The sequence below is a fragment of the Candidatus Pelagibacter sp. HIMB1505 genome (assembly GCF_052047915.1).
GTDB lineage: Bacteria > Pseudomonadota > Alphaproteobacteria > Pelagibacterales > Pelagibacteraceae > Pelagibacter > Pelagibacter communis_A.
The window spans coordinates 129,504-151,648 of sequence record NZ_JBNAIR010000002.1 but is presented as its reverse complement, the minus strand read 5'-3'; the positions used below and the strand labels follow the sequence as shown (position 1 = coordinate 151,648).

Below are 22,145 nucleotides of genomic sequence, written 5' to 3'. Positions count from 1 at the left end.
AAAAAGTTAATTAGTTTGCTTTACCTTCGATAAATTTTACAGCATCACCAACTGTTAAAATCTTTTCAGCTTCACTATCAGAAATTTCTGAACCAAATTCTTCCTCAAAAGCCATTACTAATTCTACTGTATCTAAGCTATCTGCACCTAAATCGTCTATAAAACTAGATTCTTCTGTTACTTTTGCTTCATCGATCCCTAAGTGATCTGCTACTATTTTTTTAACTTTGCTTGAAACATCTTCTGACATATTGATCCTTTTTGTTTTAAAATCTTAATAGTTTAAATCGCTTGATTGTCAAGCCATATACATGCCTCCATTAACATGCAATGTTTCACCATTAATATAATTTGAATTTTCAGATGCTAAAAATAATACAGCATTTGCGATATCTTCTGGCTCCCCTAATCTGGCTGAAGGTATTTTTGAAACTATTGTTTCTTTATATTTTTCCTCAATTTTATCTGTCATTGCGGTTTTGATAAAGCCGGGGGAGATACAATTTACATTAATATTCTTTTTAGCATATTCAATTGCTAAGCTTTTAGACATCGCGACAATTCCGGCTTTAGAGGCGGTATAATTGGCTTGTCCTAGATTGCCACTATGCCCTACCACTGAAGTGATATTTATAATTTTACCTTTTTTATTTTTTAACATTTTTTTAATTGCAAATTTACTCATTAAAAATGTTGAAGTTAAATTAATATCTATAACTTTTTTCCATTCCTCAATACTCATTCTTATTGCTAAGTTATCTTGAGTAATACCAGCATTGTTTACAATACAATCTAGCCCACCAAGCTCACTTGAGGCATTATCTATAAACTCTTCAATTTTTTCACTTTGTGAGATATCAAATTTTAATATTTTAATATTATTAAATTTGTTTTTTAATTCTTCAAGTTTTTCTATTCTTGTTCCAGAGGCTAATACATTAGCACCACAATTATTTAATTTTTCAACAATTGAGTTTCCAATTCCACCAGAGGCACCTGTTACAATAATATTCTTATTTTCTAGATCTTTCATATTTTAATACTTTTTATTTCCTCTTCACTATTGATTGAACTAACTTCAACTTCTTTATTAATTCTTTTTACAAGACCTGATAAAACTTTGCCAGGGCCAATTTCTATAAATTGATCAACACCTTTATTAATCATATTAATCACACTTTCTCTCCATCGAACTCTATTTTCAATTTGTTTTACAAGTAAGTCTTTTAACTCATCTGCATTAAAAATTTCATCAGCAGTAATATTTGAAATTAAAGGATTGGTCCCTTTTTTAAATTTTAATTTAGAAAGTTCTTCTTTCATGATTTCTGTTGCTTTATTCATTAAACTACAATGAAATGGTGCACTCACTGGAAGTTTAATATTTTTAATTTTTTTTTCTTTAAGTAATAAACTCAATTTATCTAGATCTTGGATTTTTCCACTTAAAACAATTTGACCTTCTGAATTATCATTTGCAATTTCGGCTTTGAAATTATCTTGATTTTCTTTTAATAAATTTTCAATATCTTCAATTGAGGCACCTAGCACAGCTGTCATTCCCCCCTCTCCTTTTGGAACAGAATTTTGCATAGCATTACCCCTAATTTTTAAAATTTTGATTGTATCTTTAAAATCTAAATAACCAGCACTTGATAATGCTGAATATTCCCCAAGTGAATGTCCTGCAAAAAATTTCGCTTTGGTTAGGTCAGTACCAAATTCTTGTTTTATAACTTGGAAAATAGAATAACTGATTAAGAAAATTGCAGGTTGTGTATTTGCAGTTAAATTTAACTCTTCTTTTGGTCCCTCTAAAATAATTTTTGAAAGTGGTACCTCAAGTGCCTCATCGGCCTCTTTAAACAATGTTTTTACGAGATCATATTTATCATAGAACTCTTTTCCCATGCCTACAGATTGAGAACCCTGTCCTGGAAAAATTACTGAAAACATATTAAATTCTATTTAATTTTTAGCCTTTTTACTGTTGTAATTGAAGATTTATAATAGTATATCCTCACGTTTTATTAAAGAATTTAAATGAATTTATACGAACACACTATCATTGCTAGACAAGATGCCTCTCCCAGTGAGCTAAAGCAACTTACTGAAAAATATTCAAAAATTATTGAAAAAAACGAGGGCGAAGTAGTTAAAACTGAAAACTGGGGTTTATTAAATCTTTCTTATCTTATTAGAAAAAATAAAAAAGGAAGCTACATTCACTTTAAAATTAAAGGCAAAGGAAAAGTTGTTGAAGAATTAGAAAAAAATGAAGCAATTGATAAAAAACTGCTAAGATATATGACAGTAAAAGTTAAAGATTTTGATCTAAAAACCAATTACTTCGCTAAGAGAGAAGATGGTGAAAAATCTGAAAAAAAAGAAAGAGCATCTAATTAATTATGCCAAAAAGACAAAGTGGAAATAAAAAAGGCAAACAAAGCAACTTTGCAAAATTAAGTATTTTTCAACCAAATAAATATAAGTTTAAAAAAAGCTGTCCTTTATCTGTTAAAGGTGCTCCTAAGGTTGATTATAAAAATATTAAATTACTTAAAAAATACATGTCAGAAAATGGCAAAATTTTACCTTCAAGAATTACAAATGTAAGTCAGAAGAAACAAAGAGAATTATCTTTATCTATTAAAAGAGCAAGAAATCTAGCACTGTTATAAAATGAAAGTTATCTTATTAGAAAATGTTAAGAGAATTGGATCAATTGGTGAAGTGATTGATGTTAAAAGAGGTTTTGCTAGAAACTTTTTAATTGCAAATAAAAAAGCTTTATACGCTTCAAAAGAAAACATTAAAGAAGTTGAAAAAATTAAAGCTGATTTATCTAAAAAAGATAATGAAAAAAAAACAGAAGCTCAAAAAATCTCAGAACAGATTAATAACAAAGAATATGTTGTTAAAAAACTTAGTACTGAAAATAATGAATTATATGGTTCTGTTAAACCAACTGAAATTGCAAAACTAATTCAAGAGACAAATAAAATTGATATCAAACCTTCAATGATACAACCCGTTCAAGAAATTAAAGCTCTTGGAAAATTTAAGGTAAAAGTTTCTTTACACTCATCAGTTGATGCCGAAATTACAATTGATGTACAATCTGCTGAAACAATTCAGTAATTATACAATTTCATCCACAATACTATTTTTAAATTTTTAATAAAATTTTTTCATATAGATTATCTGTATGGAAAATAATCTAAGCATCGTTAAAGATAAGTTCAAAGAACTTCCAAATAACATTGAAGCTGAACAATCTGTCATTGGTTCCATTTTAGTAACTAATGAAATCTTTGATGAAATAAGCACAATCATTTCTAGTGCAAATTTTTATGATCCAATGCATCAAAAAATTTATAATGCAATCGAAAGCTTAATTTACAAAGGCATGCTTGCAAATCCAATTACATTAAAGAATTATTTTGAAGATGAAAAAGATGATTTAGATGTCCCTGAATACTTGGTTAAGATCACAAAATTTTCTACATCTGTAAGACAAGCAATTGAATATTCAAAAATAATTTATGATATGTTTGTAAGACGTGAACTAATTAAAATTTCTGAACAAACAATCGATAATGCAAAAATTAATGATCTAGATACCAGTGGTCAAAACATTATTGAAAACTCTGAAAGATTGTTATTTGATCTTGCAGAAAAAGGATCTTTTAATTCTTCATTAGTAAAATTTGATGATGCAATGAAGCAGACAATTGAGATGGCTTCAGCTGCATATAAAAATGAAGGTGGTATTGTTGGAGTTCCAACGGGCTTAAGAGATTTAGATGACAAATTAGGTGGCTTACATCAATCAGATTTAATCATTATTGCTGGTAGACCTTCAATGGGTAAAACATCGCTTGCAACTAATATTGCATTTAATGCCGCAAAACATATCCAAGATAGTGGAAAAAAATCTTCAGTTGCCTTCTTTTCACTAGAAATGTCATCAGAACAATTATCAACTAGGATTTTATCTGAACAAGCTCGTATTGGATCAAATGACATTAGACGTGGAAGAATTTCTGATGAACAATTTGATCAATTTTTAGAAACATCAAAAAATATTGCAGAACTTCCATTGTTTATTGATGAAACACCTGCAATTAGTATTGCTGCGATGAGCAATAGAGCTCGAAGAATTAAAAGATTAAATGGTCTTGATATGATTGTGGTGGATTACATTCAGTTAATGAGAGGAACAACCTATAATAAAGATGGAAGAGTTCAGGAAATCTCTCAAATTACACAAGGATTAAAAGCAATTGCAAAAGAACTTGGCGTTCCAGTTGTTGCCTTATCTCAACTTTCAAGACAGGTCGAACAACGGGATGATCATAAGCCTCAGTTGGCTGATTTAAGAGAATCTGGTTCAATTGAACAAGATGCGGATGTTGTAATGTTTGTATACAGAGAAGGTTATTATCTACAAAGAAAAGAGCCGAGAGAAGCAACGGTTGAACATGCTGAATGGCAAGCAAAGATGAATGAAGTTGCACATTTAGCTGAGATTATTATTGGTAAACAACGTCACGGTCCAATTGGTAAAGTAACACTTGAGTTTGAGGAACGATTTACTAAATTTAAAGATACTCAAATTAATTAAATTCCAATATAAAACACTCATGTTTGCAAATTTGTATGAAAATACAATTTTAAAAAATCCAAAATCTATTTTTGTGATTTTATTAATCACATTGTTAAGTTTTGGGTATTACTCAAAAGATTTTAGATTAGATGCATCTTCAGAAACATTATTAATCGAAGGGGATCCTGATCTTGAATATTTAAGAGAAATCACTGATCGATATGGCTCAAAGGAATTTTTAGTCCTTACCTACACGCCTAATGAAGGGATGGTCACGGATACCTCAATAAATAATTTATTAAGTTTAAAATATAAAATCCAAAGTTTAGACTGGGTTCATAGTGTAATAACATTATTAGATATCCCTTTATTAAATAATTCTGATGCCCCACTTCAAGAAAGACTAGAAGGGTTTAAAACTTTAAAAGATGAAGATGTTGATAAACAAAGAGGATTTAAAGAAATTTTAGATAGTCCAGTTTTTAGAAATTTTGTCATTAGTGAAAATGGTAAAACAAGTGGAATAATAGTTAATATAAAAAAAACTCCCCCGCTAGAAGATATAGAAAATAGATCACAAGATGAAATTGAACAATACCGTGATCAAATCAAAAAACAAAATCATGAAAACATTTTAGAAATAAGAGATGTCATAAAAAGTTACCAAGATATTGGAAAAATATATTTAGGTGGAATTCCAATGATTGCGGATGACATGATGACATTCATCAAGAGCGATATTGTTGTCTTTGGTTTAGGGGTTCTATTATTTATCATAGCAACACTTTGGTTTGTATTTAGAAAATTAATCTGGATCATTGTTCCAATTAGCAGTTGTTTTTTCTCGGTAATTATTATGATGGGTCTTCTTGGTTTACTTGGCTGGAAAGTAACTGTTATTTCATCAAACTTTATTGCCCTTATGTTGATTTTAACAATGGCAATGAATATTCATATGAGCACTAGATTTTTACAGCTTAGAAAATCTAATCCAGATAAATCTAGCTTAGAGATTTTAACACTTACTACTGGTAAGATGTTTTGGCCAATACTCTATACAGTTCTAACAACTGTAATTGCGTTTTTGTCTTTAATCTTTAGTGAAATTAAACCTATTATTGATTTTGGTTGGATGATGACATTTGGACTAATTACGTCATTCATAATCACTTTTACATTGCTCCCTACTCTTTTAAGTTTTGCCCCAACTAAAAATATTTCAGTTAAAGAAGATGAGGGTTCAAAAATTACAAAATTTTTTGGTAAACTTTCCTTAAATTATCAAACACCAATATTAATAGTTACAATTGTTGTTATTGGTCTAAGTGTTTTTGGAATTTCAAAATTAGAAGTTGAAAACAGTTTTATTAATTATTTTAGTAAAAATACTGAAATCTATAAAGGCATGAAACTTATAGATGAAGAGCTTGGGGGAACTACTCCACTTGAAGTTATTTTAAAATTCCCTGAAGCTAAACAAGCTAAAGAGAAAACAGATGAAGATGATGATTTTGATGACTGGGGAGATGAAAATGAACAAGATGATGAAAAATATTGGTTCACAAAAGATAAGATAGATACAATCGCAAATGTACACAATTACTTAGATAATTTACCTCAAATAGGAAAAGTGCTTTCATTTTCATCTATTATTGATGTTGCAACTCAATTGAATAACAACAAGCCGCTTGGGACCTTAGAAATGGGTGTCCTTTATTCAAAAATTCCAGATGGTATTAAAACAGAGATTATTGATCCTTATATTTCAATTAAAGATAATGAAGCTCGAATAAGTTTAAGAATAATAGACTCTCAAGAAAATTTAAGAAGAAATGATTTAATCAATAAGATTAATTATGATCTTGAAAATGAACTAGGAATAGAAAAAGACCAATACAAATTAGCTGGTGTCTTAATTTTATTTAATAATCTTTTACAAAGTTTATTTAAATCACAAATTTTAACATTGGGATTGGTAATGATTGGAATATTTGCAATGTTCTTAATCTTATTTAGAAATATAAAATTATCTTTAATTGGAGTTGTACCAAATTTCATTGCTGCTTTCTTTATTTTGGGAATTATTGGTCTTTTAGGTATTCCGCTTGACATGATGACCATAACCATTGCAGCAATTACAATTGGTATAGCGGTGGATAATAGCATTCACTATATTTACAGATTTAAAGAGGAGTTTAATAAAATAAAAGATTACAAAGAAACTTTGACAACATGTCATTCTACTGTTGGGGCAGCGATATTAAATACATCAATTACAATTGTGTTTGGTTTTTCAATTTTAGTTTTATCTAAATTTATTCCAACAATTTACTTTGGAGTGTTTACTGGACTTGCAATGTTGCTTGCAATGATTTCTGTCTTAACTCTTCTTCCATCTTTGATTTTAGTCTTTAAGCCATTTGGAAAATAATTCATGCTAGACACTGTTAAAGATTTTTTTAGCACAGCATCAAGTATCGATATTATCTATTTAGTTATTACAATTTTTTCTGTAATCGGTGGGTATAGAAAAGGTTTTGTTCTAAGTATCCTATCAATGGCAAAATGGCTTTTGGCCTACATTATTACTTTAATCATTTTCCCACGAGTTAAGCCTTATCTAGAAGACATTATTGATAATGAATACGTTCTCGATATTGGACTTGGTATTGGAATATTTGTGATAGTAATTTTTTTAGTGCTAATGGTTAACAAGGCGATTAGCAAAGCAATTAAATATACAGGTATTGGAAGTTTAGATACTACGTTTGGATTCTTTTTTGGGTTTTTAAAAGCTTATATAATTTCAATCAGTATATTCTCTAGCGTCCACATTGTGTATAATTACGATAAATGGCCAATAGATGTGGATAAATCTTATGTCTTTCCATACATAGAGAAAGGTAGTAATTATCTTTTGAAAGAATTCCCGGATGAAAAAACATACCAAGATTCTAAAGAAAAAATTGAAGACATTTAATCCAAAACTAAAAGAAGAGTGTGGCGTATTCGGCATCAGCAATATTGAAGATGCTTCAGCTTTAACAGCTCTAGGCCTTCACGCTCTACAACACAGAGGTCAAGAAGGTTGTGGAATTGTTACTTTTGATGGTGAACAATATTATTCTGAAAAACGATTTGGTTTAGTTGGTGATAATTTTAATAAAGAAAAAGTATTAAAAAGATTAAAAGGTAATTATGCAATTGGCCATAACCGATATAGCACTACTGGTAGCAATACTTTAAGAAATATTCAGCCCTTTTTTGCGGATACCAATGCTGGTGGAATTGGCGTTGCTCATAATGGAAATTTAACAAACTCAATTCATTTAAGAAATAAATTAGTTGAAGATGGTGCAATTTTTTACACAACCTCAGACACTGAAACGATTGTTCAATTAATTGCAAAATCTAAAAGAGCAAAAACAATCGATAAAGTAGTTGATGCAATTTTCCAAATTCAAGGTGGCTATGCATTAGTAATGCTAACTCAAAAATCATTAATTGGAGTAAGAGACCCTTACGGGATTAGACCACTTGTCATTGGAAAATTAAAAAACAGTTATGTGTTAGCCTCTGAAACTTGCGCCTTAGATATTATTGGTGCAAAATTTGTAAGAGAAGTTGAAAATGGAGAAATTGTTTTAATTGAAAATGATAAACTTGAAAGTATCAAACCCTTCCCTCCTAAAAAAGTTAGACCGTGTGTTTTTGAATATATTTATTTTGCAAGACCAGATAGTATCTTAAATGGCAAAACTGCTTACGAGCATAGAAAGAATTTAGGTAAAGAACTTGCAAAAGAAAATGATATTGAAGCAGATATCATTGTGCCCGTTCCAGATAGTGGTAATGCGGCAGCTCTCGGTTTTGCTCAGCACTTAGGTAAAAATTATGAACATGGTTTGATTAGAAATCATTATGTTGGAAGAACCTTTATTGAACCAAGTCAGCAAATTAGAAGCTTAGGGGTTAAACTAAAACTCAACGCTAACCAAACAACTATTAAAGATAAAAGAATTATATTAATTGACGACTCGTTAGTTCGAGGAACCACATCCCATAAAATTGTTAAGATGCTTTATGATGCAGGAGCAAAAGAAGTACATGTAAAAATTGCTTGTCCTGAAATCAGATATCCAGATTTTTACGGCGTTGACACTCCAACTAGAAAAGAATTATTAGCAGCAAATAAATCAAATGATGAAATTTGTGAATATATTGGAGCAAAATCTTTAAAATTTTTATCAATTGATGGAATGTATAGAGCAATCGGCTTTGATAAAAGAAATGAAAATTACCCTCAATTAACGGATCATTATTTTACAGGTGAATATCCAGTAAAACCTATTGATGAATTGGGTGACAATAAAATTACTCAATTATCTTTATTAAATACTGCCTCAAATAATTAATGAAAACAGTCAATTTCACTCAGATGAAAGATGGGACTAAGGATGAGTATCTTATATTAGATAAATATGAACAAGAGTACATTGATGGCACTGCTGATCGTATTTTAAATTTTATGAAAGGATTAACTTCAACGTTAGAAGGATATAAAATAACAAGACTTGAGCACTCATTACAATCAGCAACAAGAGCCCTTAATGATGGTGCGGATGAAGAAATGATTGTTGCAGCATTACTGCATGATATTGGTGATGAACTTGCACCTTTAAATCACTCTGAATATGCAGCTTCAGTTTTAAAACCGTATGTTAGTGAAAAAACCCATTGGATTATTGAAAAACATGGTGAGTTTCAAATGTATTACTATGCCCACCATTTAGGTAAAAACCAAAATCAAAGAGATAAATACAAAGATCATAAATACTATCAAGATGCTGTTAATTTTTGTGAAAAATGGGATCAAGCTTCATTTGATCCAGATTATGAGAGTAAACCCTTAGAATTCTTTGCACCAATAGTTAAGAAAATTTTTGCAAGGAAACCTTATTCTTTAATTAAATAAAAAAAGAAATATAATTTAACAAATGATCACCTCAAAAGAACATATCATTGATTATTTTAAATCTGGGATAAAAGATCCTAAGAACTTTAAAATTGGAATTGAGCATGAAAAATTTCTTTTTAATGTAAGTGATAATACGAGAGTAGATTATTCAAAAATTAAACAAATGTTTCAAGCGCTTGCAGAGTTTGGTTGGAAACCAGTTTATGAAAATGAAAATATTATTGCATTAAATAATGGTGGAAAAAATATCACTTTAGAACCTGGTAACCAAATTGAATTATCGGGTGATATTTTAAATCATATTCATGAGGCATGTGCAGAATCTCAAGATTACTTATTTGAACTAAGACAGGTTACTAAAAAATTAGGAATTAAAATAGTAAGTGCAGGCTTTGATCCTATTTCAAAAATAAAAGACATCCCAAATAATCCAAAACAACGATATGAATTAATGACGGAAGATATGCCCCTTGGAGGTGAGCATAGCTTAGATATGATGTATCGTACCTGTGGTACTCAATTAAATGTTGATTATAATTCAGAAGAAGATTTTATAAAAAAATTCAAAGTTGTTAATTCAATAGTTCCAATTTCAATAGCATTATTTGCAAATTCATCGATCGTTGAAAAAAAAAAGAGTGGTTACTTATCTTATAGATCTAAAGTTTGGCAAAACACCTCTAGAGGAGGATTGCCTGCTATATTTTTTGATAACTTTGATTTTGATAAATATGCAGAGTTTGCAATTAATTTTAAAATTTTATTCATTGACCATGAAGGTAAATATATTTCAGGAAAAAAATATACCTTTAAAGATTTTATGGATGGTAAAATTGATGAAATAGGAAATCGTCTACCAACTGAAAAGGATTTAACTACTCACTTAAGTACTATTTTTACAGAAAACAGATTAAAGAAATATATTGAACTTAGATCTATGGATGCTTGTGGTTGGGATTGTCTATGTTCGGGTCCTGCTTTTAATGTTGGAATGATTTACGGAAATATAGATGAAACTTATGATCTAATTAAAAACTGGGATAAAGATAAAGTTATTAATGCTTATTTAGAGGCACCTAAAAAAGGATTTAATACGCAATTGATGGGTAAAGATTTACTCCACTGGTCTAAAACACTTTTAGAATTATCAAACAAAGGTTTAGAAAGCAGAGATATCCTTAATAAACATGGTAAAAATGAAACAATCTTTTTAAATCACTTAAATAAAATTGTTGAAAATAAAATGACTAATGCGGATCATATGATTAATAAATTTTCAAAGGATGAAAATTTAGAAACTCTATATGACCAATAAAATCATTGCGGTTCAAGGCAACCACCCATCAAAACTTAATCCTAAAAGTGATACCAGTGTATTTTTAGCGAATGAAATTCAATCAAAATATAAGATTTTTTATTATGATCCAAAAGACTTATCGATCATCAATTCAAAAGTTATTGCTAAAGGTTTCTTTATAAAATTTGATTATAACAATAAAAAATTCTTTAAAATTCTAAAAAAACAAAAATTAAATTTAGAACTTTGTAAGTTCATTTTAATAAGACAAGACCCTCCTTTTAATCTTGAATATATATCAACCACATACATTTTAGATCAAATTAAACATAAAGTTAAAATCATAAATGATCCAACCTCAATTCGAAATGTATCTGAGAAATTATATTCAGCAAAGTATCAAAAATTTATGCCTGCTACTATTTTTTCTCAAAATCTAGATGAGATTAAATCTTTTTTTAAAAAAAATAAAAAAGTAATTGTAAAACCAATTCATAGCTACAGCGGAAATGATATTCTATTAATGAATAGTTATAATTCAAAAACCATAAATAAATTCATTAAAAAACATGATCATATTATGTGTCAAAAGTTTTTACCTAAAATTAGTAAAGGAGATAAAAGAGTTTTTATTATTAACGGTAAAGTAGTGGGTGCAATTTCAAGAGTTCCTAAAAAAGGATCTTTTTTAAGTAATATGAGTAAAGGTGCAGTTCCTATCAATATCAAACTTACAAAATCTGAATTAAAAATTTCAAAATTAATTTCAAAAGATCTTAAGAAAGAAAATATTTTCTTTGCAGGCATTGATTTTATTGATCAAAAATTAAATGGCGATATTAATGTAACGTCTCCTACAGGATTAAAATCATTTTATGATTTATCAGGAATTAATTTAGCAAAATTATTTTGGAAAGAACTTAAAGCATGAACAATTTATCAGACCAACAAAAAGGATCGTTAATGGCTTTTGTGGCGGTAATGTTCATTACGCCAGATAGTTTATTTATAAGACTTTCAAGTGTTGAGACATGGAGTTTAGTTTTTTATAGAGGTGCTATCCCTTTCTTTACTGTTTTCTTAGGAATGCTATTAATTTATAAATCTAATTTTTTTAAAATCTTATTTTCAAGTGGATATCACGGGATTATTTATATTGTCACCTTCTCAATCACCAACATTGCATTTGTTGTCTCCATTCAAAATACTAATGTTGCAAACACATTAGTCATGATTGCAATGGCTCCTATGCTCTCTGCTGTTTTGGGTGCTTTATTTTTGAAAGAACATCCTGATAGTAAAACCTGGATTGCAATTGCGATTACTTTTTTCGCAGCTGTTTATATTTTCTACGACTCGTTACAGCTTGGAAATATTTATGGAGATATTTTGGGGCTTATAACAGCACTTGGTCTTGCTGTTGGAGCTGTAACCATTAGATCTGCTAAGAAGAAAAACCTGGTACCTTCTGCAGTAGTTGGAAAGTTAATTGTTGCTGTATTTGCTATGTTTTTCATAGAAACTTACGCTTTAGTTGGAAGAGATTTATGGATTGTGCCACTAATGTGTTTGATGTGTGTGGCAGTGCCTTTTGTATTGGTAACTATTGCACCAAGATTTATCCCTGCAGAGGAAGTTAATTTGTTCTTTTTGCTTGAGACCATTATTGGACCATTTTGGGTATGGATGGTGATTAAAGAACAACCTAGTCTAGAGACTATTCAAGGTGGAATGGTAATCATTATTACCATTGCCATCCACTCATTCCTCAAGCTTCGAAAAGCTTAAATTCTTGTCACACAAAAGACTTGATTTAATAATAACTGCAAATAAATAGGCGGTAAAGTATGAATAAAATTTTAAAAAATTCTTGGGCGTTATTTTTAGGTATGTCATGCATTATGCTTGCCTATGGGTTCCAAGGATCTTTATTAGGAGTTAGAGCAGTACAAGAAAAATTCAGTTTAGCTGCAACTGGATTTATGATGTCAGGTTATTTTGTAGGTTATTTTTTAGGAGCAAAATTCATTACCAATATAATTGGAAGAGTTGGTCATATTAGAGCCTTTGCAGCTTTTGCATCAACAGCTTCTGTTGCAATTTTAGCTCACTCTTTGTTTGTAAATCCTTTTACTTGGTTTTTGCTAAGAGTGATCACAGGAATTAGTATGGCCTCTATTTATACCATTGCGGAGAGTTGGTTAAACGACAGATCTTCAAATAAAAATAGAGGAAGTGTTTTATCGATCTACATGGTGATCCTTTATGGATCAATGGGTCTTGGAATGTTTTTCTTAAACTTTAGTGCACCTGAAAACTTTGAACCTTTTATTTTAATCTCTTTATTAATGTCTGTAGCCCTTATTCCTATCTTAATGACAAAAAGAAAAGCACCAACATTTAAAAGAATTCAAGGAATGAGTTTGAAAGAATTATATCAAACGTCTCCTCTTGGAATGGTATCTGCATTAACTTATGGTGCAGTTCAATCAGCATTATTTTCATTATTAGCTGTATATGCAGCTTCTATGAACTTTACGATTTTAGAAATTTCAATTGTAACTTTTTTATTAGCAGTCTCTGGTGCCATATCACAATGGCCTATTGGAAAACTTTCAGATATTTTTGATCGAAGAAGAGTAATTATCTATTCAACATTTGGTGCAGCATTTTTTGCAATCTGTGCAATCTTTGCTTCAAGACAAATGTATTTACCAGAAGGTTTGGCAACTCCTAAAACATGGTTTTATGTTTGTGTAGTTTTATTTTCATTTTTAAGTTTACCAATGTTTGCAATCATTCTTGCTTACACTAATGATTATATTCCAAAAGAAAAATTTGTTGTAGCAGGTGCAGGTTTACAAATTGCATTTGGTTTAGGAGCAATGAGTGGACCGTTTATGTGTTCAATATTTATGAATATAGTTGGCGTAAATGGTTTTTGGATATTCTTAGCATTTTTTCATTCTATAATTGGAATTTTTGGAGTTTATAGAATGAGAATAAGAGCAGAAGTACAAGAAAACCCAGACAGCCAATTTACACCTATGCCAGAGAGTATTACTCCAGTTGGAATGGAATTAAATCCACAAACGGAACCTATTGCTAATCCAACTAGATCTTATGATGAATTTAAATCAAGTTTAGAGGAAAAATTAGAAGAGATGAATGTCCCTGTTGATTTAGATCAAATTGCAAGTGCTGAAAAAAATACAGAAATAAATAAGCCAACTGAAGAAAATAAAAGTTAGTTTTTAAGAACTTTTTCTACTGCTTTAGACATTTTAGCTAACACTTCTTTCTTATTTAGCTTGTCACTTCTAACTAAAATAGCATCTTTTACTTTAATTAATGGGCTGTTTTTTCTTTTCTTGTCTAAGGAGGTTCTAATTTTCAGAGATCTTTTAACTTCGTTTAATGGCACTGATTTTTTTAAATCTAACCATCTTCTGTAAGCTGCAACCTCTAAACTACATTTAAAGTAAAACGCTAAGTCATATTTTGGATTTTTAGCTAAAATTTTACTCGCAATATCACGTCCCTCAACACAAATTCTATTATTTGCTCTGATAATCTTCATCTGTAATTGGTTCACAATTTCTCTAACCTTTTTATTCTTTGCTAATACCGCAACATGGTTAGAGATTTCTTCTGAATGAAGTTTTTGTTTAGCAATCGCTTTATAAGAGACAGTTTTAAATTTATTTTTTAAATATGGAATTATATTTTTAGGCTTATCTTTAATAATTAGTTTACTGCAATATCTATAAAGAAGACCTGAATTAATCAGTAAAAGTTTATACTTTTTTGAAACTAATTTTGCAGCAGTACTTTTACCACTTGCAGACTCACCATCACAAGCAATGATTAATTTTTTCAATTTAGCCATAAGGTTTAATAGCCTATTTTATTAAAGATTAAATAATAAAATAGTAAATATTAACCAATTTGATAATCTAACTAAATGAAACCTTTATTCGGGTATTTATTTTTAGCAGTTGGAATATCTTGTGGAATTGCTGCAAATAGTTTTGCTAAAATTTCAGAAGGTTTTTCAAAATTAAGCCCTTCTGTTTTATGTATTGCATTTATGTTTGTGACTATGTTTTGTATTGCAAAAGCAATGCATGCTTTACCTGTTGGTTTTGCTTATGCAACGTATAGCGGATTAACAGTTACTGGTGTCGTTTTATTTGCTTTATTAAAATTTAATCAAGTTCCAAATATTTATGGTTTAATTGGAATTATCCTAATTATTATTGGAGTGGTTATGGTAAATTATCTTGGCCGCTTAAATTAACTTTAAACACTACTAAGATATAAAAAAAATTATGAATTATAATGACTTTAAATTTTTAAGTTTTGATTGTTACGGTACTTTAATTGATTGGGAAAGTGGTATTTGGAATGCATTTCAACCATTAATTCATTTCAATAAAAGAGATGATTTAACTAGAGAAAAAGTATTAAGAAATTTTGCTTTATTAGAATCTGAGCAACAAAAGAAAACTCCTTCAATGCTTTATCCTGAAATTTTATTCAATGTTCATATGCAATTTTCTAAACAGCATGATTTAAAATCTAATGAAAGTTTAGATAAAGAATTTGGAGACTCTGTTAAACACTGGCCAGCGTTTCCTGATAGTGCGGATGCATTAAGAATTCTTAAAAAAAATTTTAAGTTAGTGATTTTATCCAATGTAAATACGAAAGGCTTTGCTTCTTCTAATCGTTGGTTGGGAGTTGAATTTGATGAAATTTATACTGCTGAAGATGTTGGATCATATAAACCTACATTAGCTAATTTTGATTACATGTTTGAAAATATTGAAAAAAAATACAATGAAAAACCTCAATCAATTTTACACGTTGCTCAAAGTTTATTTCATGATCATGTCCCAGCAAAACATTTTAATATGACTACTGTTTGGATTGATAGACAAAATTTAGATAATGGTGGGAATTGGGGTGCAACTAAAGTTGTTGATAATCTACCAAAACCAGATGTTATCTTTAAAGACTTAATTTCATTTGCTGAAGAAACTGCAAAAAACTAATATCCAAGCTTTCTATCTACCTGATTAATTAATTCTTTTTTGTCTAAAAATAATTTTAGGTTCTTAAAAAATATTTTTAGAACCATCTCTATATAATTACCTTCACTATCTGAAGATACATGCGGTGTAATAATCAAATTTGGCGTGTCCCAAAGATTGGAGGATTTTGGAATTGGTTCGGTTGAAAAAACATCTAAAATAGCACCTGCTATCTCATTTTTTTCTAACTTAGTTTTTAAATATTCATAATCTAAGACAGACTGACGCCCAATGTTTACAATTCCGCAAGTTTTTTTTAATTTATCTAATCTTTCCTTGTTGATTAATCCTTTAGTCTCTTCAGTTTCTGGTACAGCTAAATATAAAAAATCTGCTATTGGTAATACTTCATCAATTTGATCAAAAGTGATTACTTTTGAACACCCTTCTACACTTTTACCTTTTCTATTAACCCCTATAACATTTGCTCCAAGTTTACTGATATGTTTGATCATTGAGCCACCTAAAGAACCCGTTCCAACTACAACAACAGTTCTTCCTTCAATTGGCTTTCCTAATAAGGAGACAAACTCTTTATTTTTTTGATGAGTAACTAATCTCGTCATATGGTTTTGCAGCATTAAAATACTCATTAAACCGAACTCTCCAGCTTTTTTAGCATGCACCCCACTGCTATTGGTTAAAACTAAATCCTCTTTCATCCAATTAAATGGGGACAAGTGATTAACACCAGCGGATATCACATGGATCCATTTTAAATTTGGAGCAATCTCTTTTAAATTGTCAGTTGGAAACTGCCAGCCTAACAAAACATCGGCTGATTTCATTGATGATTTAAAATTGTCATCATCCCAATCAATTAAGTATTCTATCTTGTCTTTTATTTCAGGATATTGACTTAAACCTTTTTCAAATTCTTCTTTAGTAATTGTATTATTCTTCTCCCCTTCTTCATCACAAGGTAAAAATCCTTCTTTCCAATGATTATTTCTAATATGGATTTTTATTTTTTCGCTCATTGAATTTATTTATTAAATATTTTTAAGTTAACACCATAATCAACAGCTAAGCTATAATCAGGATCATCATCACTATCAACCACAAGCTGACCCGTTTTACTTAGCAATTTATGACAATCTTTTGATAAATGTCTAAGTTTTATTTTCTTGCCAAATCCATCATATTTTTGAGCAATATCTTCAATGGCCTTTAATGCGGATTGATCAATTACTCTTGATTTAGCAAAATCAATGATGACAACTTTTGGATCTTTTTCTGGATTAAATAATTCTAGAAAACTATTTGCTGAACTAAAAAATAATGGTCCTTCTATTTCATAAACTTTAGCCCCTTTGTCAGATTTTGAGGGTCTTTCAGTAGCTCTTATTCTTGAAGCAGTCTTCCAAGCATAGACTAATGCAGAAACTATTACTCCAACAATGACTGCAACTGCTAAATCTTCTAAAACAGTCACAACAGTTACAAGGATAGTAACTAATGCATCACTTCTTGGTACTACTCTTAAAAATTTAATTGAATTCCAAGCAAAGGTTCCAATTACAACCATAAACATCACTCCAACTAAAGCTGCTATCGGAATCATTTCGATATAGCTTGAAGTATAAAGAATAAAAGTCAGTAAAAATAATGCTGCAGCAATTCCTGCTATTCTTGTTCTTCCACCAGATCTAACATTAATCATTGATTGGCCGATCATTGCACAACCACCCATTCCCCCAAAAAAACCTGTTACAGAATTGGCAAGTCCTTGCGCTAAGCACTCTTGGCTAGCTCCCCCTCTTTTATTGGTAATCTCACCTACTAAATTTAAGGTTAATAAACTTTCAATTAATCCAATGGTTGCAAGTATCAGTGCATAAGGAAATATAATCTTTAAAGTTTCAAGATTATAAGGAACACTTGGAATTGAAAAATCAGGCAATCCACCCTTAACACTTGCAAGATCTCCAACACTTGGAATATCAATCTTTAAAGAAATTACTAAAACTGTTGTAAGTAGAATTGCAGCAAGGGTTGAAGGTATAATTTTTGTAACCTTTGGTAAAAACCAAATAATAAACATAGTTAATAATACAAAAATGATCGAATAAATAAGTACATCCCCTGAAATCCATACAAGGTTGCCAAGTTCATCTACTGTTTTAAACTGACTTAATTGTGCAAGACCTATTACAATTGCAAGTCCATTTACAAATCCAAGCATGACAGATTCTGGTACCATTCTTATAAACTTTCCAAGTTTAAGTGCTCCAGCAATCAGTTGTAAAATTCCCATCAAGACAACCGTTGCAAACAAATATTCAGCTCCATGATCCATAACTAATGAAACCATCACCACTGCCAAAGCACCGGTTGCCCCAGATATCATTCCAGGTCTTCCACCGAATACAGCTGTAATTAATCCAACGATAAAGGCTGCATACAATCCAGATAAAGGTGCAACTCCTGCAACAAATGCAAAGGCAATAGCTTCAGGCACTAAAGCAAGGGCAACCGTTAATCCTGATAAAATTTCAACTCTAAATAAAGAAATCGATAATCCTTTTTTTGGAAGACTACTTGGCAACTCAAATTTAAGAGAATTTGCAAGGTGTAGCATTGCTTTTGTTGGTGAAACGTTTTTTTTCATAAATCAAAAAATTTACCTTATCTTTAATTACATTTAATCAAAAATACTTTATTATACGAATTATAAAATTATGCCTTCATTTGATGTCATCAGCAAAATTAATTATCAAGAATTTGATAATGCTTTAGCGAATTGCCTTAGAGAAATTTCAAATAGATATGATTTTAAAGGCCTTCAAATCTCAATTGAAAGAAAAGACAAAAACATCACCACCATTGCACCAGATGAATTAAAACTAAAACAAGTTAATGAATTACTAGAAACTCATCTTGTTCGAAGAAAAGTGGACCCAAGAGTATTAGAAGTTAAATCTTCAGAAGGAGCCTCTGGTGGAACCATTCGACAAGTTAGTGAACTAAAAGAAGGCATTAGCCAAGAAAATTCAAAAAAAGTAGTAGCCGATATCAAAAAGCTAAAACTTAAAGTCCAAGTTAAAATCCAAGGTGATGAACTAAGAGTGGATGGTAAAAAAAGAGATGATCTTCAAGAAGCCATCGCCGCAATCAAAGCCATCGACATTGGTCTACCTATAGAATTCACTAACTTTAGAGACTAGCTAGTAATAGCTCTTATTTTTCTTAGGTCCATATTTATTTTCAAATTCTTCAGAGTGAATACTCTTCCAATTACCAGATCTATTAGCATCACACCAATGCACTAATCGATTTTGTTTTTGAGCAATTCTTCGATTGTATTCTAATCGTTGTTGCTCCTTCATCTTTTCTTGTTGTTGTTTAAAAGCTTTTTCCTCTTTTGCTTTTCTCTCTTCAGCTTCCTTTTTCAATTTAGCATCTAGTTCTTCTTTACTCAATTTAGATTGTGGAGGCACATAAGCATTCACAGGTGTAATTTGTACTTTTGGTTTTGCCTGATATTTTTTTGGAAGAGGTCTTCCAATCATGCAATAATACCTAATAGGGTCATGTTCTTTCATATGAGGGCCCCACTCATTTAAAAATTCTAATCTTTTTGCTTTTCCTAAAGAGTTTAAATTAACTTTTTTCTCCCCCAAGTTTCTTTTTCTTGAGGGAGATTTAGTTGACCTTGATCCTTTATATTTTCTCATTTTAAACCTCTTTTCTTTTGCTCCTTTTTCAGCAATTCTAAAAGTTTAAAATATTTCACAAGCAATCGATCTTCTATGGTATTTAGTTTAAGGATCGCGCTTCCTTGATCGCAGTCTCTTGCAAATGCAAGTCCTGTCTTACGAATGATAGTGTTCGAGGAGATAACCACTTCTTTATCTCTTGCACCTTCAATTGTATCAGCAACATTATCTTTTTCCTCCATAGCTTCATATTCAAGCATTTCATGATTGAATATTCCCGCTTCAATAATCGGTATTCGCTTAAGACGAATTGCAACATCAATCATTTTTGAGACAATAATTTCTTGATGAACACTTTGTGGTTTTAATTGATCAATCAATCGATCTCTAAACTCATTTAAATCATCAATTTTCTCGCCAATAACCACAAACTTTTCAGCATCAAGCCCGTGTTGGATTGCATTTTTACTAACCGATAACTTTCCTTGTTTTGTTTTCGGACCAGTAGACTTTTTTGAATTACGTCTATTAGCCAATATTTGTTTCTTACTTGTTGCCATGCGGCCTCCTTCAAAATTTAATCACAGAGTTTTCTCTATGAGGGTTGGTTTTTTTTGTGAGTGTTTTAAAGGCCACCTCTAAGAGGCATTATTTAAGGCTGCATAGAATGCACTATGAATAGAAAACTTTTATCAAATTTAAAGTTAATTTCATTAGAACATTTATCGAACAAGAAAAAAAATTATCAATAAAGTTTTTACAAAAAATTATGGTAAAAAAGTAAATTAGACTTATTGATTTGTAATCAATAGGTCCGCGGTTCGAATTCATATAAGGATACATCTAAACGTATTTGCTAAATATAAAAATAAATATAGGTTTAATATTATGAACCCTGAAAACTCTCGTAAACTCTGGAAAATTATTCAGGAAGCTGGCGATTATTTGGTGCATTAGAGGTTCAGCCTAATCCACATTAACCTACATCAAACACCAGCACTTTAATGCTTATTTGAAAAGAAGACTTAAATTAATCGCTTTAAAATTCAGAAATTCTATTAAAAAACTCGATGCCAAACTCGAATTAAAATAGATAAATCAAATCACAATTTAAAGTAGTTGGACTCTTAAAATATGATTTGTTATCATAAATACATGTCTGATGTGCTTAACAAATTAAAGCCAGTCATAAATCAAACTATTCAAAAGCTTTCTAGACCTAATTTTAGATCTGACCCTATAGGGGGTAAATTTGCGTTTATTACTTCTGTGATTAGTTCAGCATACAAAAGGCATGGAGCTATTTTAGAGGAAGCATTAGTTGAAAGACTAAAGGAATGCAAACATCTAACAGTATTAACAGAGGATGCATTCCCAATTTCACCTAGAGCAAATAGTTTGGCCAATCAATCAGGAAAAGATTTAGATATCACAGCAGAAACAAATCTGCCTTTTGAAACAAAAAATCCAGCACGTACACTTCAAATAGATTGTATTGTTTATAATAAAAAAAAGAGATCAATCAGTAGTTATGAAATTAAAAGAGGGAATGGAAACTTTGATGCTGGTAAAAAAAGATCTATACGAAATGATTTGTTATCCACAAACTTCTTATTAAAGAATTATGGTAAATCGAAAGGATTAAACGTAAAAAAATCATATTCATACATTATTTGCTATTATGGACTAAGAGCATTACCTGGACCTTTTTCACTTATAAAAGAAGAATTAGATTCACATTTTGGAGCTTCAATTGTAAAAGAGGTAGAACAAGTTAATGAATATTTTAAAAATTCATTACATTCTCTTATAGAAAAAAAAACTAAATGAATAAAAAATATAATGTTATTTATGCCGATCCACCTTGGTATTTTAAAAATTTTAGTGAAAAAGGAACTGGAAGAAATGCAATATCTCATTATGACTGCATGTCTATTGAGGATCTTGAAAATTTAAATATTCAAAAGTGGGCATCAAAAAATTGTGTTTTATTCATTTGGGTAACTGATCCCATATTAGACAAAGCTATGGAGTTAATAAATAAATGGGGATTTAAATTCAAAACCGTTGGATTTTATTGGGCGAAGCTCAATAAAAAAGTAGATGAAAATAAAATGAATAGAAGAAGTTTTTTTACTGGACTAGGATATTGGACTAGAGCAAATCCAGAACAATGCTGGATTGCTACCAAAGGTTCACCACCAAGAAAAGCAAAAGATATTCCAAGATTAGTTGTTTCAAAAAGAAGAGAACATAGTCGTAAGCCTGATGAAATATATGATTATATAGAAAAGCTTTGTAATGGACCGTATCTAGAATTGTTTGCCAGAAAAGCAAAAAAAGGTTGGGATACTTGGGGTAATGAAAAAAATAAATTTAATGATGGATATTATTCAACAAGAAATAGACCATCTAATATGTCTAAACAAAAAAAGAGAAAGAAAAAAAAGAAAGTTATTAAAAAAACACAATTAGATTTATTTTAGTTTACAACTCGAACCATACT

The 22,145-nt window shown here is 30.1% G+C and carries 25 protein-coding genes; 17 read left to right on the top strand and 8 right to left on the bottom strand.

The window, feature by feature from the left end; genetic code table 11:
* Positions 1-10 precede the first annotated feature (10 nt).
* The 3 genes from ACTTAU_RS07140 to fabD are packed head-to-tail and all read right to left on the bottom strand — an operon-like array spanning position 11 to position 1,956.
* The gene (locus ACTTAU_RS07140; protein ID WP_008544320.1) at positions 11-250 is read right to left on the bottom strand and encodes an acyl carrier protein; all 240 of its coding nucleotides are present in this window, start codon (positions 248-250) and stop codon (positions 11-13) included.
* Positions 251-298: 48 nt separating this feature from the next.
* Complete coding sequence (fabG, locus tag ACTTAU_RS07135; protein WP_438304125.1) at positions 299-1,033, bottom strand: 3-oxoacyl-[acyl-carrier-protein] reductase; 735 nt, start codon at positions 1,031-1,033, stop codon at positions 299-301.
* Positions 1,030-1,956 carry an ACP S-malonyltransferase gene (gene fabD, locus ACTTAU_RS07130; protein ID WP_438304128.1) on the bottom strand — a complete coding sequence of 309 codons (927 nt, stop codon included), beginning with the start codon at positions 1,954-1,956 and terminating at the stop codon, positions 1,030-1,032. Before fabD ends, fabG begins: the two co-directional genes overlap by 4 nt.
* Before the next feature lie 87 nt (positions 1,957-2,043).
* Here fabD and rpsF point away from each other — a divergent pair, with 87 nt between their 5' ends.
* The 12 genes from rpsF to ACTTAU_RS07070 all read left to right on the top strand — a co-directional run bounded on the left by rpsF (position 2,044) and on the right by ACTTAU_RS07070 (position 14,135).
* Positions 2,044-2,406 carry a 30S ribosomal protein S6 gene (rpsF, locus tag ACTTAU_RS07125; RefSeq protein ID WP_440632953.1) on the top strand — a complete coding sequence of 121 codons (363 nt, stop codon included), beginning with the start codon at positions 2,044-2,046 and terminating at the stop codon, positions 2,404-2,406.
* 2 nt (positions 2,407-2,408) lie between these two features.
* Complete coding sequence (gene rpsR / locus ACTTAU_RS07120) at positions 2,409-2,681, top strand: 30S ribosomal protein S18 (RefSeq protein WP_085113978.1); 273 nt, start codon at positions 2,409-2,411, stop codon at positions 2,679-2,681.
* Position 2,682: 1 nt separating this feature from the next.
* On the top strand, positions 2,683-3,141 hold the full coding sequence (gene rplI, locus ACTTAU_RS07115; RefSeq protein WP_440632952.1) for a 50S ribosomal protein L9: 459 nt from the start codon (positions 2,683-2,685) through the stop codon (positions 3,139-3,141).
* Positions 3,142-3,208: 67 nt separating this feature from the next.
* A complete protein-coding gene (locus ACTTAU_RS07110) occupies positions 3,209-4,627 on the top strand; it encodes a replicative DNA helicase (protein WP_440632951.1) in 1,419 nt (472 codons plus the stop codon).
* A gap of 19 nt (positions 4,628-4,646) precedes the next feature.
* Positions 4,647-7,040: an efflux RND transporter permease subunit gene (locus ACTTAU_RS07105; RefSeq protein ID WP_440632950.1), complete on the top strand. Its 2,394-nt coding sequence runs from the start codon at positions 4,647-4,649 to the stop codon at positions 7,038-7,040.
* A 3-nt stretch (positions 7,041-7,043) separates the two neighbouring features.
* Complete coding sequence (locus ACTTAU_RS07100; RefSeq protein WP_440632949.1) at positions 7,044-7,589, top strand: CvpA family protein; 546 nt, start codon at positions 7,044-7,046, stop codon at positions 7,587-7,589.
* The gene (gene purF, locus ACTTAU_RS07095; RefSeq protein ID WP_440632948.1) at positions 7,543-9,024 is read left to right on the top strand and encodes an amidophosphoribosyltransferase; all 1,482 of its coding nucleotides are present in this window, start codon (positions 7,543-7,545) and stop codon (positions 9,022-9,024) included. The genes ACTTAU_RS07100 and purF overlap by 47 nt, the downstream gene beginning before the upstream one ends.
* Entirely contained in the window at positions 9,024-9,584 is a 561-nt protein-coding gene (locus tag ACTTAU_RS07090) for an HD domain-containing protein (RefSeq protein WP_440632947.1), read from the top strand. The genes purF and ACTTAU_RS07090 overlap by 1 nt, the downstream gene beginning before the upstream one ends.
* A gap of 22 nt (positions 9,585-9,606) precedes the next feature.
* Positions 9,607-10,902, top strand: a complete 1,296-nt coding sequence (locus ACTTAU_RS07085; protein ID WP_440632946.1) for a glutamate--cysteine ligase — start codon at positions 9,607-9,609, stop codon at positions 10,900-10,902.
* Complete coding sequence (gshB, locus tag ACTTAU_RS07080) at positions 10,892-11,815, top strand: glutathione synthase (RefSeq protein ID WP_440632945.1); 924 nt, start codon at positions 10,892-10,894, stop codon at positions 11,813-11,815. The genes ACTTAU_RS07085 and gshB overlap by 11 nt, the downstream gene beginning before the upstream one ends.
* A complete protein-coding gene (locus tag ACTTAU_RS07075; protein ID WP_440632944.1) occupies positions 11,812-12,672 on the top strand; it encodes a DMT family transporter in 861 nt (286 codons plus the stop codon). The genes gshB and ACTTAU_RS07075 overlap by 4 nt, the downstream gene beginning before the upstream one ends.
* Positions 12,673-12,731: 59 nt before the next feature.
* Positions 12,732-14,135 carry an MFS transporter gene (locus ACTTAU_RS07070; protein ID WP_440632943.1) on the top strand — a complete coding sequence of 468 codons (1,404 nt, stop codon included), beginning with the start codon at positions 12,732-12,734 and terminating at the stop codon, positions 14,133-14,135.
* Here ACTTAU_RS07070 and ACTTAU_RS07065 read toward each other — a convergent pair.
* A complete protein-coding gene (locus ACTTAU_RS07065; protein WP_085113967.1) occupies positions 14,132-14,773 on the bottom strand; it encodes a (d)CMP kinase in 642 nt (213 codons plus the stop codon). The genes ACTTAU_RS07070 and ACTTAU_RS07065 overlap by 4 nt on opposite strands.
* 75 nt (positions 14,774-14,848) lie before the next feature.
* On the opposite strand from ACTTAU_RS07065, the gene ACTTAU_RS07060 reads away from it, so the two are divergent.
* Positions 14,849-15,184, top strand: coding sequence for a DMT family transporter (locus ACTTAU_RS07060; RefSeq protein WP_440632942.1), 336 nt, complete (start codon positions 14,849-14,851; stop codon positions 15,182-15,184).
* 31 nt (positions 15,185-15,215) lie between these two features.
* Positions 15,216-15,941 (top strand): haloacid dehalogenase type II, encoded by a 726-nt coding sequence (locus ACTTAU_RS07055; protein ID WP_440632941.1) that lies wholly within the window; start codon positions 15,216-15,218, stop codon positions 15,939-15,941.
* Here the strand turns inward: ACTTAU_RS07055 and ACTTAU_RS07050 are convergent.
* Both ACTTAU_RS07050 and ACTTAU_RS07045 read right to left on the bottom strand, forming a co-directional pair.
* Entirely contained in the window at positions 15,938-16,960 is a 1,023-nt protein-coding gene (locus tag ACTTAU_RS07050) for a D-2-hydroxyacid dehydrogenase (RefSeq protein WP_440632940.1), read from the bottom strand. The genes ACTTAU_RS07055 and ACTTAU_RS07050 overlap by 4 nt on opposite strands.
* Before the next feature lie 5 nt (positions 16,961-16,965).
* Complete coding sequence (locus ACTTAU_RS07045) at positions 16,966-18,561, bottom strand: SulP family inorganic anion transporter (protein WP_440632955.1); 1,596 nt, start codon at positions 18,559-18,561, stop codon at positions 16,966-16,968.
* A 100-nt stretch (positions 18,562-18,661) separates the two neighbouring features.
* On the opposite strand from ACTTAU_RS07045, the gene ACTTAU_RS07040 reads away from it, so the two are divergent.
* On the top strand, positions 18,662-19,147 hold the full coding sequence (locus tag ACTTAU_RS07040; RefSeq protein WP_085113961.1) for a YajQ family cyclic di-GMP-binding protein: 486 nt from the start codon (positions 18,662-18,664) through the stop codon (positions 19,145-19,147).
* On the opposite strand, the gene ACTTAU_RS07035 is transcribed toward ACTTAU_RS07040, so the two are convergent.
* Together ACTTAU_RS07035 and ACTTAU_RS07030 are read right to left on the bottom strand one after the other, a co-directional pair.
* A complete protein-coding gene (locus tag ACTTAU_RS07035; protein WP_440632938.1) occupies positions 19,148-19,657 on the bottom strand; it encodes a hypothetical protein in 510 nt (169 codons plus the stop codon).
* The gene (locus ACTTAU_RS07030; RefSeq protein WP_440632937.1) at positions 19,654-20,199 is read right to left on the bottom strand and encodes a hypothetical protein; all 546 of its coding nucleotides are present in this window, start codon (positions 20,197-20,199) and stop codon (positions 19,654-19,656) included. Before ACTTAU_RS07030 ends, ACTTAU_RS07035 begins: the two co-directional genes overlap by 4 nt.
* 595 nt (positions 20,200-20,794) lie before the next feature.
* Here ACTTAU_RS07030 and ACTTAU_RS07025 point away from each other — a divergent pair.
* Both ACTTAU_RS07025 and ACTTAU_RS07020 read left to right on the top strand, forming a co-directional pair.
* Positions 20,795-21,469: a hypothetical protein gene (locus ACTTAU_RS07025; RefSeq protein ID WP_440632936.1), complete on the top strand. Its 675-nt coding sequence runs from the start codon at positions 20,795-20,797 to the stop codon at positions 21,467-21,469.
* On the top strand, positions 21,466-22,125 hold the full coding sequence (locus ACTTAU_RS07020; RefSeq protein ID WP_440632935.1) for an MT-A70 family methyltransferase: 660 nt from the start codon (positions 21,466-21,468) through the stop codon (positions 22,123-22,125). The genes ACTTAU_RS07025 and ACTTAU_RS07020 overlap by 4 nt, the downstream gene beginning before the upstream one ends.
* Positions 22,126-22,145 lie beyond the last annotated feature (20 nt).

Coding starts and splice junctions, on each gene's coding strand:
- ACTTAU_RS07140 (WP_008544320.1), bottom strand. CDS start 250: ATGTCAGAAGATGTTTCAAGCAAAGTTAAAAAAATAGTAGCAGATCAC.
- fabG (WP_438304125.1), bottom strand. CDS start 1,033: ATGAAAGATCTAGAAAATAAGAATATTATTGTAACAGGTGCCTCTGGT.
- fabD (WP_438304128.1), bottom strand. CDS start 1,956: ATGTTTTCAGTAATTTTTCCAGGACAGGGTTCTCAATCTGTAGGCATG.
- rpsF (WP_440632953.1), top strand. CDS start 2,044: ATGAATTTATACGAACACACTATCATTGCTAGACAAGATGCCTCTCCC.
- rpsR (WP_085113978.1), top strand. CDS start 2,409: ATGCCAAAAAGACAAAGTGGAAATAAAAAAGGCAAACAAAGCAACTTT.
- rplI (WP_440632952.1), top strand. CDS start 2,683: ATGAAAGTTATCTTATTAGAAAATGTTAAGAGAATTGGATCAATTGGT.
- ACTTAU_RS07110 (WP_440632951.1), top strand. CDS start 3,209: ATGGAAAATAATCTAAGCATCGTTAAAGATAAGTTCAAAGAACTTCCA.
- ACTTAU_RS07105 (WP_440632950.1), top strand. CDS start 4,647: ATGTTTGCAAATTTGTATGAAAATACAATTTTAAAAAATCCAAAATCT.
- ACTTAU_RS07100 (WP_440632949.1), top strand. CDS start 7,044: ATGCTAGACACTGTTAAAGATTTTTTTAGCACAGCATCAAGTATCGAT.
- purF (WP_440632948.1), top strand. CDS start 7,543: ATGAAAAAACATACCAAGATTCTAAAGAAAAAATTGAAGACATTTAAT.
- ACTTAU_RS07090 (WP_440632947.1), top strand. CDS start 9,024: ATGAAAACAGTCAATTTCACTCAGATGAAAGATGGGACTAAGGATGAG.
- ACTTAU_RS07085 (WP_440632946.1), top strand. CDS start 9,607: ATGATCACCTCAAAAGAACATATCATTGATTATTTTAAATCTGGGATA.
- gshB (WP_440632945.1), top strand. CDS start 10,892: ATGACCAATAAAATCATTGCGGTTCAAGGCAACCACCCATCAAAACTT.
- ACTTAU_RS07075 (WP_440632944.1), top strand. CDS start 11,812: ATGAACAATTTATCAGACCAACAAAAAGGATCGTTAATGGCTTTTGTG.
- ACTTAU_RS07070 (WP_440632943.1), top strand. CDS start 12,732: ATGAATAAAATTTTAAAAAATTCTTGGGCGTTATTTTTAGGTATGTCA.
- ACTTAU_RS07065 (WP_085113967.1), bottom strand. CDS start 14,773: ATGGCTAAATTGAAAAAATTAATCATTGCTTGTGATGGTGAGTCTGCA.
- ACTTAU_RS07060 (WP_440632942.1), top strand. CDS start 14,849: ATGAAACCTTTATTCGGGTATTTATTTTTAGCAGTTGGAATATCTTGT.
- ACTTAU_RS07055 (WP_440632941.1), top strand. CDS start 15,216: ATGAATTATAATGACTTTAAATTTTTAAGTTTTGATTGTTACGGTACT.
- ACTTAU_RS07050 (WP_440632940.1), bottom strand. CDS start 16,960: ATGAGCGAAAAAATAAAAATCCATATTAGAAATAATCATTGGAAAGAA.
- ACTTAU_RS07045 (WP_440632955.1), bottom strand. CDS start 18,561: ATGCTACACCTTGCAAATTCTCTTAAATTTGAGTTGCCAAGTAGTCTT.
- ACTTAU_RS07040 (WP_085113961.1), top strand. CDS start 18,662: ATGCCTTCATTTGATGTCATCAGCAAAATTAATTATCAAGAATTTGAT.
- ACTTAU_RS07035 (WP_440632938.1), bottom strand. CDS start 19,657: ATGAGAAAATATAAAGGATCAAGGTCAACTAAATCTCCCTCAAGAAAA.
- ACTTAU_RS07030 (WP_440632937.1), bottom strand. CDS start 20,199: ATGGCAACAAGTAAGAAACAAATATTGGCTAATAGACGTAATTCAAAA.
- ACTTAU_RS07025 (WP_440632936.1), top strand. CDS start 20,795: ATGTCTGATGTGCTTAACAAATTAAAGCCAGTCATAAATCAAACTATT.
- ACTTAU_RS07020 (WP_440632935.1), top strand. CDS start 21,466: ATGAATAAAAAATATAATGTTATTTATGCCGATCCACCTTGGTATTTT.